The following is a 15,056-nucleotide window of genomic DNA, read 5'->3' on the forward strand; positions in this document are numbered from 1 at the left end:
ATCCATAAGAGAAAAAAGCATCCCGCACGTTACTTAAAACGTGGAGATGCTTTTTGGAGTTCTTATGAAGTTAGTGATACTTCGGAAGCTGATCATCATTTTTCCCTTTACTTCCTTCGATCACTTGGAAAGGATAGCTTTTGCGTTTGCCTGGTGCAGCTTGAGTCTTGCGAATTCCTGCTACCTTTGACATGGTCTTCTGGGAAGGCTTCACTTTAACCTTAGATCCACTGCTGCTACGAGCGTATTTGCCTGGTCCCATTTTTTTGTAAGCATAATAAATGATTGCTAACAGTACTAGGGGGAGAATCAGCTTCGACAGCGTAAAGAAGGGCTCGGTCAAGACTCCAATCACAAAACCGAAAATCGCAAGCGTAACCGTAATCCAAAAAATTAAAGCATGCCTGATCATAGATCACTCATCCTTTCGCAGGATCCAATATGCCGCCTGACACACTTGCCTCCGAATATCCTCTTGCTTCAATCGCAGCATCAAGCTCACGCATACGGTTAAAAGAGGCAATAGATACTTCTACCTGATCGTCTTTTGGCTCTTTGGTTGTAAGGAGTTGCAGCCACAATCCAGGGTAACCCAGATATTTAAGGCCTGGTACTTCTCTTACCGCATTGGTTCCCTTTAGAACTTCGAACGATACACCAATTACGACTGGCAACAAGATAATCCGCTGGATCACTCGTTCCCAAAGATTATCCCATGGGACTACGGAGTAAATGATCACACCGAGGATAATCGTCAGCATCATAAAGCTACTTCCACAGCGGTAATGCAGACGGCTGTATTTCTGAACGTTCTGAACAGTCAGTTCTTCGCCTGCTTCAAAAGCGCTGATGACTTTATGTTCGGCGCCGTGATACTGGAACAGTCGCTTGATCACAGGTGTTTGAGAAATCGCCCATAAATAGACCAGCAAGAGAATCATTTTGATGCCGCCTTCTATGAGGTTGTGCAGTACGTAGTTATCAAATACATTTTTAAATAAAAAATCCTCTACAAATACCGGAACAAGCGTAAAAATGAGCTTTCCGAACAAGAAGGAGAGAATACCCATTACAGCAACCCCAAAAATCATTCCAAGGCTCCAGCCCTCATCCTTTTTCTTCGGCTTCGCTTTTTCCTTCTCGATATCTTCCGGTTCCAATTCATCTTCAGCGTAGGATTCGGCTGAATAGTTCAAGTGCTTAGAGCCTTTAGCGCTGGCATCTATTATACTGACAAGGCCGCGAAGCAGCGGAATCTTGCGCAGTTTCGTGACCCAGCTCTTATCGCTTTTGGGTACTTCTAAAAATGTGATTTCCTGATTCTTGCGTCGCACGGCTGTTACATTGATATGCTTACCGCCGAACATGACGCCTTCAATGACGGCTTGGCCGCCGTAACTGGGAGTTTCCTGGGACAACCAATTCACCTTCTCGTATTTAATATGATTTATATAATACATTGTAACTAATTTTTGAAGACATTACTAGTTGGATCGCCTTTTGCTGTACATACTATCTTCTAGAGAGAACGAGAGATAAATTGGCATTGAAAATAAAGAAAGCGAGGCAATTTCATGAGCAAATCACATCAACAACAATCGGGGCATACAAATATTTGGCTTTTTGCACTCGAATTAGGTTTTTTTGCAGGATTAATTTGGGGTGGGCTTCATTGGCTAGTCTATTGGTTCAGTTTTACCAAAGTAAGCCCTGGCTTTATCGCAGAGCCTTTTTTCAGGCATGCGTTTTTGACAACAGCATTTGGACATTTCGTGGGATATATGATGTTTATTGTATTTTCGGTCATCGCCTCCATGCTGTATGTACTGCTTCTCCGCAAGCTGAAGGGACCTTGGCCAGGCCTGGTCTACGGCGTTTTATGGTGGGCGATTATATTTATTCCTGGTTCGCAGATGTTTCTTATGCAGCCCCCATTCAAGCTGCCGTGGAACACTGTCATTAGTGAGTTCTGCATTTTTCTGCTATGGGGAATGTTCATTGGATATACAGCAGCGATCGAGTATACGGACGAACGGAAGCGTGAGCAAAGTACAGCGCTTGCCTAACGGCGCGAAAAAACTTCTCAAGGGGATATCCCTATGTTAAAATACAATGTGGCTATTTCGAGAGGAGAATGAAAATGGGTAACAAGCGTGTCTCCAAGCTGCGTAAGGTTTTGCAGGATCAAGGATTGGATGCAATGTTGATAACTAGCGGTTATAACCGCCGCTATTTAAGTGGATTTACCGGATCGTCCGGTTATGTACTGGTGACAAGTGATGATTGTTATCTGCTGACTGACTTCAGGTATATGACACAGGCCGCGGACCAAGCAATGGGGGTTAAAGTTGTAGAACATACAACTAAGTTCATTGATACAGTTCGCGAGCTTCTGCCTTCTGGTAAAGAGGTACGTATCGGTTTCGAACAGGATGATGTTTCATTCAGCGCGTACACCTCATATGCAGAAGCACTTAAGCCGGCAGTGTTAGTTCCAATTTCCAAAGCTGTGGAAGACCTTCGTATGTTCAAGGATGAGGAAGAGCTTGCCGTTATGCAACGTGCAGCAGATCTGGCCGATGCTACATTCAGTCATATTCTGAACGTGATCAAGCCGGGCATGACTGAGCGCGATGTTGATTTGGAAATGGAATTTTATATGCGTACCCATGGTGCAACTTCTTCATCGTTTGATACGATTGTTGCTTCAGGTGAACGCTCGTCCATGCCACACGGCGTAGCAAGCAGCCGTGTAATTCAAGGCAATGAATTCATTACCCTTGATTTCGGTGCATTACTTGATGGCTATTGCTCAGATGTGACAAGAACCATCGCACTCGGAGCACCGGATCCGAAGCTGAAAGAGATCTATGATATTGTGCTGGAAGCTCAGCTACATACTTTAGCACATATCAAGCCGGGTATGACTGGACGGGAATGTGATGCCTTGGCACGTGATATCATTGCTAGCTACGGATATGGTGAACAATTTGGACACAGCACAGGCCATGGACTTGGAATGGAAGTTCATGAGTGGCCGCGTTTGTCCAAACTTAGCGACGATATTATGCAGCCGGGGATGGTCGTAACTGTGGAACCTGGTATTTATTTGCCGGGAATTGGCGGAGTACGTATTGAAGACGACATTGTGATCACGGAGAGCGGAATATCACTGCTGACCCATTCGTCTAAAGAATATACAGTACTGTAAGTAAGCGTGATGTATTAGATTGATTATAAATTTTGGAGGGATTTTTAGTGATTTCAGTAAATGATTTTAAAACAGGTTTGACCGTAGAGGTAGAGGGAGATATTTTTACCGTTATTGATTTCCAACACGTTAAGCCAGGTAAAGGCGCAGCATTTGTTCGTTCCAAGCTTAAGAACTTGCGTAACGGTAATACAGTAGAGCGTACATTCCGTGCAGGTGAAACGATTGGCCGTGCTATTATCGAAAACCGTGGTGTACAATATCTCTATGCCAGTGGATCGGACCACGTATTCATGGATAACGAAACTTATGACCAATTCGAATTGTCCGAAAAGCAATTGGAATGGGAATTGAATTTCCTTAAAGAGAACATGACTGTAAACATCGTTAGTTACAAAGGTGAGATTCTTGGGATCAACCTTCCTACCAGCGTAGAGTTGAAGGTTGTTGAAACTGAGCCTGGCGTTAAAGGAAACACGGCTCAAGGTGCTACGAAATCGGCCAAGCTTGAAACCGGACATAGTGTTCAGGTTCCATTGTTCATCAACGAAGAAGACATCTTGCTGGTTGATACTCGTGAAGGTAAATATATCTCCCGCGCGTAGGAAAAAGAACAATAACCTAGATATTACCAGAAGAGCCTCCCCGTTTATACGGTGGAGGTTTTTTTATGAACAGTAACGGATAAAGATGCTATGGAAACCTACATTAAAATACTGGAAGTTGAGTAAAATAAGCACAGCTGAAGGGCAGATGCTTACCTTATCTTTTTTTTCACAGCGGGGAAATTTAATAAATTTTTTATGAAACCATTAACGCAAGGCACTGTTTTCGTATTATACTGATTTAAAGCGGGAAACCGATTAGAAGCAACTACATAGACCGATATGGGGAGTGAATGGGACTTTGTCACTTTATGTTATGAAATTCGGAGGCAGCTCCGTCGGCGACACTGAACGAATGAAACGCGTCGCCAAGCGCATCGCAGACAAGCAAGATGAGGGACATCGCTGCGTTGTGGTTGTATCTGCAATGGGGGATACAACAGATGATTTGATCGATACGGCGAAGCAACTAAACGGGCAGCCGCCCGCACGTGAAATGGATATGTTGATGACGACAGGTGAACAAATCTCCGTCGCTCTATTGTCCATTGCCCTGCATGGGATCGGGCGGAATGCAGTTTCTTATACAGGATGGCAGGCTGGATTCCGAACAGACGAAACTCACGGCAGAGCTCGTATCAATGAAATTGACCCGCGTCGTGTATTAGCGTCTTTGGAGCGTGAACAGATCGTGATCGTTGCAGGCTTTCAGGGAATGACTGTGGACGGTGAGATCACCACATTAGGCCGCGGTGGTTCGGACACTACAGCCGTAGCATTGGCTGCTGCTATTCAAGCAGATGTATGCGAGATCTATACCGATGTAGATGGTATTTACTCCACTGACCCACGTATCGTGAAGACGGCACGTAAGCTGAAGGAAATCTCTTACGATGAAATGCTGGAGCTTGCCAATCTGGGAGCAGCTGTATTACATCCACGTGCAGTGGAGTACGCTAAGCGTCATCAAGTTAAGCTGGTCGTTAGATCGAGCTTTAATCATAATGAAGGTACTGTTGTGAAGGAGGAAACAAGCATGGAGCAGGGAATCGTAGTTAGTGGTATTGCATTTGATAAGAATGTAGCACGTGTCAGTATTCTTGGAGTTCCTGATGTACCAGGTGTACTCGCTCAGGTCTTCGGCAAGCTTGCTGAAGAGGGCGTTAACGTAGATATCATCGTACAAAGTGGTGTACAGAATGAGCAGGCTGACTTCTCATTTACAGTTTCTCTTGATGAGCTGGATCGGGCGAAGGAAGTAATTAAAGAAATTCATAAAACTTTGCCTTATCGTGAAGTTACCTCCGAAGATAACCTGGTGAAGGTATCCATCGTTGGTGCTGGTATGGTCAGCCATCCAGGGGTAGCGGCTCAAATGTTTGATGTACTCTCCCAAGAGGGTGTAAGCATCAAGATGGTCAGCACTTCTGAGATCAAAGTATCTTGCGTCATTGAATCAGGCAATTTGCCATCAATCATACAGGCGCTGCATAGCGCCTACAATCTCGATACAACAGAGCAGGCTTTCGTCGGAGGTCCTAAAGATCGCCGATAAGAGCTGTTGGGAAATAAAAAGGGATGCTTACAGCTAAATGGCTGTAAGCATCTTTTTTTATTGTTTAGGAAATTATACAATACAAAAAAATGTGGATAACTCCGAAGAAAGAGGAAGGAGGGGTGAACGTGAAGAAGCAGGAGACATGGAATAAACGAGGAGTCCTCCGTCAGATTCTAAAAACCGAGCGGACCTTATATCCTCCGAAATGCATGTTTTAGTCGAGCCTACGGACAAATGTATGCGAATAATCGAATACAAATGTGCCGCCGGTAAAGTAAATGTGCCAATTGTATGCGAAAAATCGAATACAATATGCCGCCGGTAACGTAAACGAGCCAAATGTATGCGAAAAATCGAATACAATATGCCGCCGGTAACGTAAATGTGCCAATTGTATGCGAAAAATCGAATACAATATGCCGCCGGTAACGTAAACAAGCCAAATGTATGCGAAAACCGAATACAATGTGCCGCCGGTAACGTAAACGAGCCAAATGTATGCGAAAAATCGAATACAATGTGCCGCCGGTAGCGTAAACGAGCCAAATGTATGCGAAAAATCGAATACAATGTGCCGCCGGTAACGTAAACGAGCCAGCGCTGTTATTCGCCCCAGATCACCGGGAAGGGACTTGTTATTAGGAATAAGTGCAATACGGTCCGTCCCTAATATATGTGCTCATTTCATCGAAATAAAGCCATTCGGTCCGCAAGCGGAACCACACTACGAAGGTGTATATGGATACGAGTATGGAATTACGGATGTACTCAGCTTGTAACTCTACCTCCAAGGACGACTCAGGCGTTTTTCTTGTTTAGACTTATAAACCGAGTTTGTTGCGGTATTCCTGCGGTGTTATGCCATAATGCTTCCTGAATAGATGAATGAAATAGCTAGGTTTTTGATAGCCAAGCAAGGTGGAAATTTCATAGATTTTTTCAGGTGACTGCTCTAGCAAGAGGATTGCCTTCTCCATACGAACACGAAGCGTATATTCACTGATTCCTTCACCAGTTTCAAGCTTGTAAATCTTCGAGAGATATGAAGGATTCAGATATACGCTTGAAGATATAGTCTGTAGTGAAGCTGTACCAGGGTTCTGCGCGATGTAATCCTGTACCTTGCGGATAATGGAGTTTCGGGAATCCTTCTCCACACTGCTAACCGAGCGTCGGTAGCTGGCGATGACCCGTTCACTCCAGTTGCGTAGCTCATCGACTGTTTGCATAGGCTGCCCGCTAGTAACGGTGTAGAAATCTTCACCGATCGTGTCAGCCAGCCATTTTTTGGTGCGATGAATAAGAGAAGAAATGGAGGAGGCAATGGCGAAATAAGCTTCAAGGATATGCTCCTGTGAGTCTCGCCATTCTTCTTCCAGCTCTTTCAGGATTGCTGCCAGCTTATCGTTGGCTGCTTCCCATTGGCCCATTTCCAGCAGCAATCCGAGAGTCGGCGTTAGGTAGAGCTCATTTAGCTGCTGCATTTCACCGCGGTTTGGTTCCTTGGCTAGTGAAATGAACAATTCGGTATCCCTTCCGATGAAATGCCTGAAACTCGCCAGTGAGGACTGATACATGGTCCGGATATCTTGCGGAAATTGGCCTCTTTTACTCGTTAGAACGGATACGCCTACCTTTAAGTAGGATTTAGCCGCACGTTGGAGCTGAAAGGCCTGTGTTTCAATCCAGACATCGAGTTCCTCTTCTTCGCTTATCTTTGTTGATTCAATCGTATTTGGAAGGGACTTGTCTGACAGCAAGCAGACGATAAATCCGTGCATATCTGTACAATGCCATAACGCCATACGGGGGCCGAACAGCTCAGCAGCAATGTTAGTCAGTGCATATTCAATGAGTGTCTCATCACTCTGATCGTACTCGCCTTCTGTTGTGTCTATCCTCAGCAGCATCATGCTGTAGGGAGTGCCTCTGGCAATGGGAACTTCATACATTTGAAGTTTTTTGGAAAGTGGACCTATGGCCGGGTCCTGCTTGCCGGTAATCAGATCCCGCAGTAGATATTCCCGTAGCTTAGACAGCTGTTCTCTAAGCGTATAATTAATTTTTTGAATCGAAATGATTCCTTGCCACTCTTGTTCAAGCTCGTCTAGTGCTTTGCGAACGGCGCTCATTAATTCTTCGTCTTCAACTGGTTTAAGGAGATAATCGCTGGATCTCAGCTTCAGCGCCTGTTGACGAAACCGATTGGAATAGCAGCAAATATGTTGAGCCAATCACACTTACGACGGTTAAGGCCATCGGTAATAACTATTACTATAAAACCGGCGAGAGTATGGAGAACAACGTTCTTAACACTTATATGAAAGATAATCTGGGCATTGATGTGAAATATGATTGGGTTGTCACCGACACCAACCAAGCCTATCAGACGAAGATTAGACTTATGTTGTCTTCAGGTGATAAAATGCCGGACGTGATCACTTACCGCGGCGATATGGAAACGGTCAATATGCTGATTGACTCCGGACAGTTCACAGATGTTGGTGGCTTGATCGACAAGTATGCTGGCGATGTATACAAGAAGGGTATGGAGCTGAATCCGGATACATTGTTACCAGTAACACGCGATGGCAAAGTTATGGCGCTTCCGGTTCTGGATTACGCTTATAATGACGACATGGTTCTCTGGCTGCGTCAAGATTGGATGGATAAGCTGGGTCTGCAGGCTCCTAAGACACTTGCTGATTTCGAGAACATCATGGACGCTTTTGTAAACAAAGATCCTGATGGCAACGGTAAGAAAGACACTCTTGGTCTCGCAACCGGTTTTAAAAATACTTACTTGAACTGGATCGCTGATATCAGCTGGTTGTTCGGTGATTTCGGCACCATGCCAGAACAATGGAACAAAGGTGCAGATGGTACGCTGAGCTATGGCTCGATCGATCCAGGTGCGAAGCAAGCACTGTCTACACTGAAGACATGGATGGAAAAAGGCTATATCACTAAAGATGCAGGTCTTGTCGATGAAAATGGTGGTTACGAACAATTCACTAAAGGTCAAGCGGGTGCAATTGTAGGTCGCAACTGGCTTCCAGACTGGCCGTTTGGTGATCTGCTGAACAACGTACCTGGTGCAAAATACAAAGCTTATGCAATTCCTGCCGGCCCTGATGGCAAAATTGGTACACAAAGTGGTAACCCGTCTGTTAACGGATGGATGCTGATCAATAAAGATTCGAAGCATCAAGAAGCACTGCTGCGTTATTATAACTTCTTATTCGATAACTGGGCGAATCCACAAAAAGGTGGCATTTTCGAAAATGGCTTTGCTGAAGGTTATGACTATGCCAAGCAAGCAGATGGTACTGTAGTTAAAGACCCGGCGAAATATCCGGATCTATTCCCTGGCTATGGCGACCGGACACATTTAGTTGAACCGATCTACTACTCTCTTACCTTTGACGGTGCCCGTGAGCCGGGATTGTACGCAGAGACGATGAACAAACTGGCAAACGGTGGTACGCCTGAAACACCGTACGAGATCGCTACAGCTGCGGTTCGTAAACCGGAGAATATTGAAGCCATGAAGATCGTCTTGGAGCAAAAGGATATTCGTATGAAGAATTACTTCCAAGGACCTCTGACTGAAACCATGAAATCCAAAAATGAGCTATTAAAGAAATTGGTACTTCAAACGTACTCCAAGATCATTTACGGTCAATCCCCTATCGAAGAGTTCGATACGATGGTGGCCAACTGGAAGAAATCTGGCGGTGATGAAATTACTAAGGAAGTGAATGACTGGTATATTTCCGCTAGTAAAAAATAAGCAAATAGCATCACTAATAAATGAAAAGGAACGCTGCAGATTTGAATGCAGCGTTCCTTTTCATTTATATAACAGCAAGGGAGGTAGGTCCCTGAATTTATCCTAATCGTTTGAACCGGCCCTGAATCTCTACAGTCTCCACAACATTGACGAAGGAGCTTGGGTCTGCCTCAAGAATAGTTCTCCGCAGATTTGCAAGTTCATACCGAGTCGTTACAGTCATTAGCATGGTATTTCCCTCATGACTGTATCCACCCTCTGCATTGACGACAGTGATGCCATGAGGTAACTCTCTGAGACGGGTTAACATCATCTCCCGTTCTTTGGTAACGATAAAGCAGGTCAGCTTCACATGGCGAATATGGATCATATCGACTACTCTACTCTTTACAAAAATACAGAGCATAGCGTATAAGGCGGAATCCCAGCTTTTAAAGAAGCCTAAACTCAGAATAACTAATCCATCCATTAGGAACATGATATTCCCCATGGGAATATCCCGTTTACGTGAAATAATCGAGCCTAATATATCAAATCCCCCAGAAGAGCCCCCAGTACGGAGAGAAAAACCAACGCCCCCAGCAATAATTACTCCGCCGAAAATACTTGCAAGAATGGGGTCCTTGGTCATTTGCACCTCAGGAATAATGGTAATGAACCAGGTGGTGGCCACGACGGAAAGCAAGCTTAGTAAGATGTACTTTTTCCCCACTGCAATAAATCCCCAGACAATTAAAGGAAGGTTTATTACAAAATAAAGTTTAGAAATGTACTTCGGATCCGTTAAATAACCGACGACCGAAGCCACCCCTGCTACCCCACCGCTCAGAAGCTGATGAGGAATTAGAAACAATCGCATCCCGCTTGCAATTAAAAAGGCTGAAAAAATAATGATAGCTACTTCCTTGAGTGGTCTGACTACGGTCCGCATGTTTTGCGGTAACCCGTAACTTCGAACTTGCATGACACAAATCCCCTCTTTTTCTTATGTCTTTATAGTCTGCTCTTTTTGAAAATATAAACCCACTATATTTCCAATTAACAAGGATACCACAGATGGAAGTGTTCGTAAAAAATAATTTTATCGTACTGATTATATTTATTTATATAGGTGTGTACTATGAACTCTTTCACAGTTGGACTTGCAATTCTGTCATTTCTCCTTGTCTAAAGTGAGTAATTATCGCATATCCATGGATAAGAGAAGGACAAACCAGCCCTGAATATCATTCTGTGTGAAATAGTAAAAGTTAGGAGTGGAGTGGATTGGACAAGTATGTAAGCTGGATGGCGACTCTTCGGCTGTTCTCGGGTAGTGCGGAGATTATAGCTGCACTGATTATGCTGCGGTTGAATCAGGTAGACAAGGCGCTTGCAGTCAATTCTGGACTAGCTTTGGTAGGCCCGACGATCTTGATATTGACGACAGCGATCGGACTTACAGGGATGGCTCAGCAGTTGTCCTGGAGCAAACTGGGCTGGGTCGGTTGCGGTGTAGCCTTTCTCTTAATCGGGATTCTAAAAAAATGATAGATGATAGGCATATTGAGCGCGTACAAGCATAAATATGGAATAAAGCAATTAGATAGAGGACAACTTGGGGGTACTTTGTATGGCAGATGATTGGTTGCAATTGTTTCCTGAAAAAGTAAGAGCACTATTAAAGTGCCTTCCCCTTCCGCTACTTGGAATGGTGGAAGAGATTCGGGTCCGTGAAGGTCGTCCGCTGGAGATTAACTATTCAGGTAAATATCACTTTCTTAGAGCAAATGGCAGCGTAACGCAAAGGCCGGAAGAAGCCTATAGGCCGGATCGGGAGGACACTCATAGACTGCTAGATCTGATCAGCAACCATTCACTATATACGATGGAAGAAGAGCTGAGAAAGGGATTTATTACGATTCCTGGCGGCCATCGAATAGGACTTGCTGGTCGGACGGTGCTGAGTGGTGGTGGTGTGGAGCATCTACGCGACATTACAAGCTTCAATGTCCGCATAGCCCGTGAGGTTCCTGGAGTCGCGGATAAAGTGCTACCCTATCTGCTGGACAAGGGGAGGCAGCGAATGATGCACACCTTGATCCTCTCGCCTCCACAGCACGGGAAGACAACACTTCTTCGCGATATCGCGAGACAAATCTCATTAGGAGATTTGGGGAAGCGTGAAGGCGGAAGACCCGGTTTGAAGGTGGGGATTGTCGATGAACGTTCTGAGATTGCAGGAAGCAGACGCGGGATTCCCGCCTTTGATGTTGGTCCGCGCACAGATATTCTCGACGGCTGTCCCAAAGCTGAAGGCATGATGATGATGATTCGTTCCTTGTCACCGGATGTATTGATCGCTGATGAGATTGGTCGTCCTGAAGACGCTGAAGCAGTCACTGAAGCGCTGCATGCTGGAATATCAGTCGTTGCTTCGGCTCACGGTAAAGAAGTAATAGAACTGGCTCGTAGGCCCGGGCTTGGCGGGCTATTGGAACAAAAGATGTTCGAAAGATACGTCATTCTGCATCGCTCAGAAGCAGGGCTCTCCTTTCGTGTTCTGGATGGACAGAAACGCGGATTACTTCTTATCTCACCCGGGGATCGATTAGGTGGTGATTTACATGCTTAAGCTATTCGGTGCCGTTCTGATTGTGCTGGCTGGTACGCTAGCAGGGCTCCAATTTGCAAAACAATATGCAGACAGGCCAAGACATATCAGAGGCTTGATAGCAGCGCTACAGCGGCTGGAAACAGAAATTATGTACGGCTTTACCCCATTGCCTGAAGCTATGAGGCGTATTGGGATTCAGTCTAAGGAACCGCTCAAAACATTGTTTATTAAAACAGCTGAGGAGATGAGCCCGCCCCATGATCGAAGTGCCCAGGATGCCATTCAGAGGGCTATGGACTCGCATTGGAAGTCTACCGCATTGAAGGGGACAGAAAAAGAGATTCTCCGCCAGCTCAGTTGTACTCTCGGTACAAGCGATAGGTCCAATCAGAGCACTCATATCGCGTTAGCATTGCAGCAATTGAAGCAGGAGGAGTCGGTGGCCAGAGAGGATCAAGGCAAATATGAAAAATTGAGTAAAAGCCTGGGTCTGCTGCTTGGAGCATTGATCGTCATTTTGATCTTTTAGCGAGGTGCCAGGAATGAATATTGAAGTCAATGCGATTTTTCAAATTGCCGGCATTGGCATAATTATCGCCATGATACACACGGTGCTTAAACAGATGGGAAAAGAAGATTTCGCACATTGGGTTACCGTAATCGGGTTCGTCGTTGTGCTATTTATGGTTATTCGAATGCTGGACGGACTGTTGCAGGAAATAAAAACGATCTTTCTTTTTCAATAGGCGTGCTATGGAGATCATTCAAGTTGTTGGAATAGGGCTGATATCGACCATATTGATTCTCGTGCTGAAGGAACAAAAACCGATGTTTGCCTTTCTCCTCGCTACTGCCACAGGGATTCTGATCTTCCTGTTTCTAATCGGCAAGATTGGAATGATACTTTCCACACTGGAGCGGGTGGCAGAGTCATCGGGGATGGAAATGATCTATTTGAAGACCGTGTTCAAAATCATCGGAATTTCATATATCGCTGAATTTGGAGCACAGATTGTGCGTGATGCAGGGCAGGAATCGATTGCTTCCAAAATAGAGCTCGCCGGAAAAGTCCTCATTATGGTACTAGCTGTACCCATTATCAGCATCATTATTGAAACGGTCATGAAGCTGCTACCTGCTTAAAGCAATTGAAGGAAGCTAAGCAACGATTAGGGAGGAGAAGTTATGCAAAAGTGCAGTGTTTTTCGTCCTCCAAAATTAAAAATAATACTGTTGCTGCTTCCATGCTTCTTCATTCTATGGTTTGCAGGTACAGCTCAGGTGGCCATAGCTTCTCCAGCAACTCCAGCACCTGGATCGGGGAACTCCTCCCCAGTAGACCAGTGGGTCAAGGGTCAGGTGAACAATCTGCCAACAGATAAGGTGGAGTCGTACTGGGATCAACTGATGAAGGATTACGGAGGTTTTTTTCCAGACGGGGCAACACCATCACTTATGGACATGCTGCTTCCAGGGGATAAGGGACTCAGCTTACAAGGTGTATTATCCGGGCTTCTTGGATTTATGTGGCATGAGGTGCTGTACAACGGAAGGCTGCTGGTCACGATTGTCATGGTCAGTGTGCTCAGCATGATACTGGAGACGCTACAAACCGCTTTTGAGCGAAAAACGGTCAGCAAGGTGGCTTATACGCTCTGTTATATGGTAGTGCTCGTTATTGCCGTGAACAGCTTCAATATCGCTATAGGTTATGCGAAGGATGCTATCGACCGGATGATTGATTTTATGATGGCCATGATTCCGCTACTGTTCGCGTTACTAGCTTCCATGGGGAACATTGTTACCGTCTCGGTCACACATCCACTAATTGTTTTTATGATTCATACCGTTGGCACACTGATCCACACCGTTGTCTTTCCACTATTATTCTTCTCGGCGGTGCTGCATCTCGTAAGTGCATTGTCGGAGAAATACAAGCTGACCCAGTTGGCGAATCTGCTAAGAAATATCGGAGCTGGATTACTAGGAGTACTGCTCACTGTGTTCCTCGGTGTGATTTCAGTCAGGGGAATTACGAGTTCAGTGACAGATGGTGTTACGATCCGGGCCGCTAAATATATTACAGGCAACTTTGTTCCGGTCATCGGAAAAATGTTCGCAGATGCAACAGACACAGTGATCTCAGCTTCACTCCTGGTGAAGAACGCTATTGGGCTATCCGGAGTGATCATCATTTTGTTCCTTTGCGCTTTTCCGGCGATCAAAATTCTGGTGCTTGCTCTGATCTACAATGTAGCTGCTGCTGTAATGCAGCCATTAGGAGAGACGCCGATTGTGGTCTGCCTCCAGACCATCGGAAAAAGCATGGTGTACGTATTCGCTGCTTTGGCAGCTGTATCGTTAATGTTTTTTATGGCCGTCACGATCATGCTAACCGCTGGCAATTTAACCGTCATGATGAGGTGAGCTTGAAGGCTATGCTAACAAAACTTAGCGGGTGCTTACGAAGCTAGTTTTGTACGTAGAAATTCTCTGAAGGCTATGCTAACAAAACTTTTAGGAGGGAAACGATGAGCTGGTTGGGCGATTGGCTACGAGAGATCATACTTGTCGTGCTGCTAGCATCATTCGTTGAATTACTGCTCCCAAGCAAATCCATGGAGCGTTATGCAAGGCTGGTTCTGAGCCTCCTGATCTTACTTACCATGCTTAGCCCGATCGTTTCTCTCCTTAAAGGTGACGCAATAGCCGAGCTGAGTATAGCCATGGGGCGTCAGGAGAAAGAGGGAGGCTTTTTCACAGGAGGGGGAAGTGGAGATCCCTCTTTGGAAAAGATTCTGGCAGATGGTCAAAAGCTTGCGCAAGGGCGACAGGATCAAAGTCTAAAACTGGCCGCAGAAGAGGTTGCTGAGCAAATGAGGGAGCAGATCATCAGCGAGACCGGCAAACGCGGGGTTAATGTCACTGTAACGCTCGGTATGGGGAAATCCGGCGGCTCTGGTAATGAAGATATTCCTGTCATCTCCGCAGTGAAGGTCTCAATGTCCCAAGCAACAGCTAATTCCATAGGGGCTTCCGGTACTTCCAGCGCAGCTGCTGCTCCGCCGATTGCAATCGCTCCTGTAGAGCCTGTAGAAGTAAAGATCGGTACGAATCCAGAGAATGGATCAGCTTCTGCAGATGAGCCCAAAGCAGTGAACGGAAATGTAACAGAAAATAACACGCCTTCAAGTGAAACGGAGTCCATCGTAAATCTGTTGGAACAAAAATGGGATTTGGATCCCAAAGTAATCCAAGTAGATGGCGGCGTTGTGAATAACGTCAAGTTATGA

General features: G+C 45.4%; 16 protein-coding genes. 12 read left to right on the top strand and 4 right to left on the bottom strand.

Annotation, left to right across the window (positions count from 1 at the left end; genetic code table 11):
* Positions 1-70 precede the first annotated feature (70 nt).
* Together MKX35_RS11795 and MKX35_RS11800 are read right to left on the bottom strand one after the other, a co-directional pair.
* Positions 71-412: a hypothetical protein gene (locus MKX35_RS11795; RefSeq protein ID WP_042190481.1), complete on the bottom strand. Its 342-nt coding sequence runs from the start codon at positions 410-412 to the stop codon at positions 71-73.
* A 7-nt stretch (positions 413-419) separates the two neighbouring features.
* A complete protein-coding gene (locus MKX35_RS11800) occupies positions 420-1,367 on the bottom strand; it encodes a DUF1385 domain-containing protein (RefSeq protein WP_371916578.1) in 948 nt (315 codons plus the stop codon).
* Between the two features lie 207 nt (positions 1,368-1,574).
* Between MKX35_RS11800 and MKX35_RS11805 the strand changes: the two genes are divergently transcribed.
* The 4 genes from MKX35_RS11805 (at position 1,575) to MKX35_RS11820 (ending at position 5,371) form a co-directional block, all read left to right on the top strand.
* Positions 1,575-2,066 carry a YqhR family membrane protein gene (locus tag MKX35_RS11805; RefSeq protein ID WP_076284474.1) on the top strand — a complete coding sequence of 164 codons (492 nt, stop codon included), beginning with the start codon at positions 1,575-1,577 and terminating at the stop codon, positions 2,064-2,066.
* A gap of 74 nt (positions 2,067-2,140) precedes the next feature.
* The gene (locus tag MKX35_RS11810) at positions 2,141-3,211 is read left to right on the top strand and encodes a M24 family metallopeptidase (protein WP_076300855.1); all 1,071 of its coding nucleotides are present in this window, start codon (positions 2,141-2,143) and stop codon (positions 3,209-3,211) included.
* A gap of 47 nt (positions 3,212-3,258) precedes the next feature.
* Positions 3,259-3,816: an elongation factor P gene (efp, locus tag MKX35_RS11815; RefSeq protein ID WP_042190473.1), complete on the top strand. Its 558-nt coding sequence runs from the start codon at positions 3,259-3,261 to the stop codon at positions 3,814-3,816.
* A gap of 301 nt (positions 3,817-4,117) precedes the next feature.
* Positions 4,118-5,371 (top strand): aspartate kinase, encoded by a 1,254-nt coding sequence (locus tag MKX35_RS11820; RefSeq protein WP_076300856.1) that lies wholly within the window; start codon positions 4,118-4,120, stop codon positions 5,369-5,371.
* 824 nt (positions 5,372-6,195) lie between these two features.
* Here the strand turns inward: MKX35_RS11820 and MKX35_RS11825 are convergent.
* Entirely contained in the window at positions 6,196-7,608 is a 1,413-nt protein-coding gene (locus tag MKX35_RS11825; RefSeq protein ID WP_143759443.1) for a response regulator transcription factor, read from the bottom strand.
* 86 nt (positions 7,609-7,694) lie between these two features.
* Here MKX35_RS11825 and MKX35_RS11830 point away from each other — a divergent pair, with 86 nt between their 5' ends.
* Entirely contained in the window at positions 7,695-9,167 is a 1,473-nt protein-coding gene (locus tag MKX35_RS11830; protein WP_341044195.1) for an extracellular solute-binding protein, read from the top strand.
* A 97-nt stretch (positions 9,168-9,264) separates the two neighbouring features.
* Here MKX35_RS11830 and MKX35_RS11835 read toward each other — a convergent pair whose 3' ends face one another.
* On the bottom strand, positions 9,265-10,131 hold the full coding sequence (locus MKX35_RS11835) for a YitT family protein (protein WP_081382878.1): 867 nt from the start codon (positions 10,129-10,131) through the stop codon (positions 9,265-9,267).
* A 302-nt stretch (positions 10,132-10,433) separates the two neighbouring features.
* Between MKX35_RS11835 and MKX35_RS11840 the strand changes: the two genes are divergently transcribed.
* From MKX35_RS11840 to spoIIIAF, 7 genes are all read left to right on the top strand, one after another.
* Positions 10,434-10,697, top strand: a complete 264-nt coding sequence (locus MKX35_RS11840; protein ID WP_371915730.1) for a YqhV family protein — start codon at positions 10,434-10,436, stop codon at positions 10,695-10,697.
* A gap of 82 nt (positions 10,698-10,779) precedes the next feature.
* Positions 10,780-11,781, top strand: coding sequence for a stage III sporulation protein AA (spoIIIAA, locus tag MKX35_RS11845; protein WP_076284476.1), 1,002 nt, complete (start codon positions 10,780-10,782; stop codon positions 11,779-11,781).
* Positions 11,774-12,292 carry a stage III sporulation protein SpoIIIAB gene (spoIIIAB, locus tag MKX35_RS11850; RefSeq protein ID WP_042190466.1) on the top strand — a complete coding sequence of 173 codons (519 nt, stop codon included), beginning with the start codon at positions 11,774-11,776 and terminating at the stop codon, positions 12,290-12,292. Before spoIIIAA ends, spoIIIAB begins: the two co-directional genes overlap by 8 nt.
* A 13-nt stretch (positions 12,293-12,305) precedes the next feature.
* Complete coding sequence (spoIIIAC, locus tag MKX35_RS11855) at positions 12,306-12,509, top strand: stage III sporulation protein AC (RefSeq protein ID WP_036682849.1); 204 nt, start codon at positions 12,306-12,308, stop codon at positions 12,507-12,509.
* 7 nt (positions 12,510-12,516) lie between these two features.
* Positions 12,517-12,906 carry a stage III sporulation protein AD gene (spoIIIAD, locus tag MKX35_RS11860; RefSeq protein ID WP_042129828.1) on the top strand — a complete coding sequence of 130 codons (390 nt, stop codon included), beginning with the start codon at positions 12,517-12,519 and terminating at the stop codon, positions 12,904-12,906.
* A gap of 42 nt (positions 12,907-12,948) precedes the next feature.
* The gene (gene spoIIIAE / locus MKX35_RS11865; protein WP_076299515.1) at positions 12,949-14,190 is read left to right on the top strand and encodes a stage III sporulation protein AE; all 1,242 of its coding nucleotides are present in this window, start codon (positions 12,949-12,951) and stop codon (positions 14,188-14,190) included.
* A gap of 104 nt (positions 14,191-14,294) precedes the next feature.
* A complete protein-coding gene (gene spoIIIAF / locus MKX35_RS11870; protein ID WP_076299516.1) occupies positions 14,295-15,056 on the top strand; it encodes a stage III sporulation protein AF in 762 nt (253 codons plus the stop codon).

It is taken from the genome of Paenibacillus sp. FSL R5-0923 (assembly GCF_038009145.1).
GTDB lineage: Bacteria > Bacillota > Bacilli > Paenibacillales > Paenibacillaceae > Paenibacillus_AQ.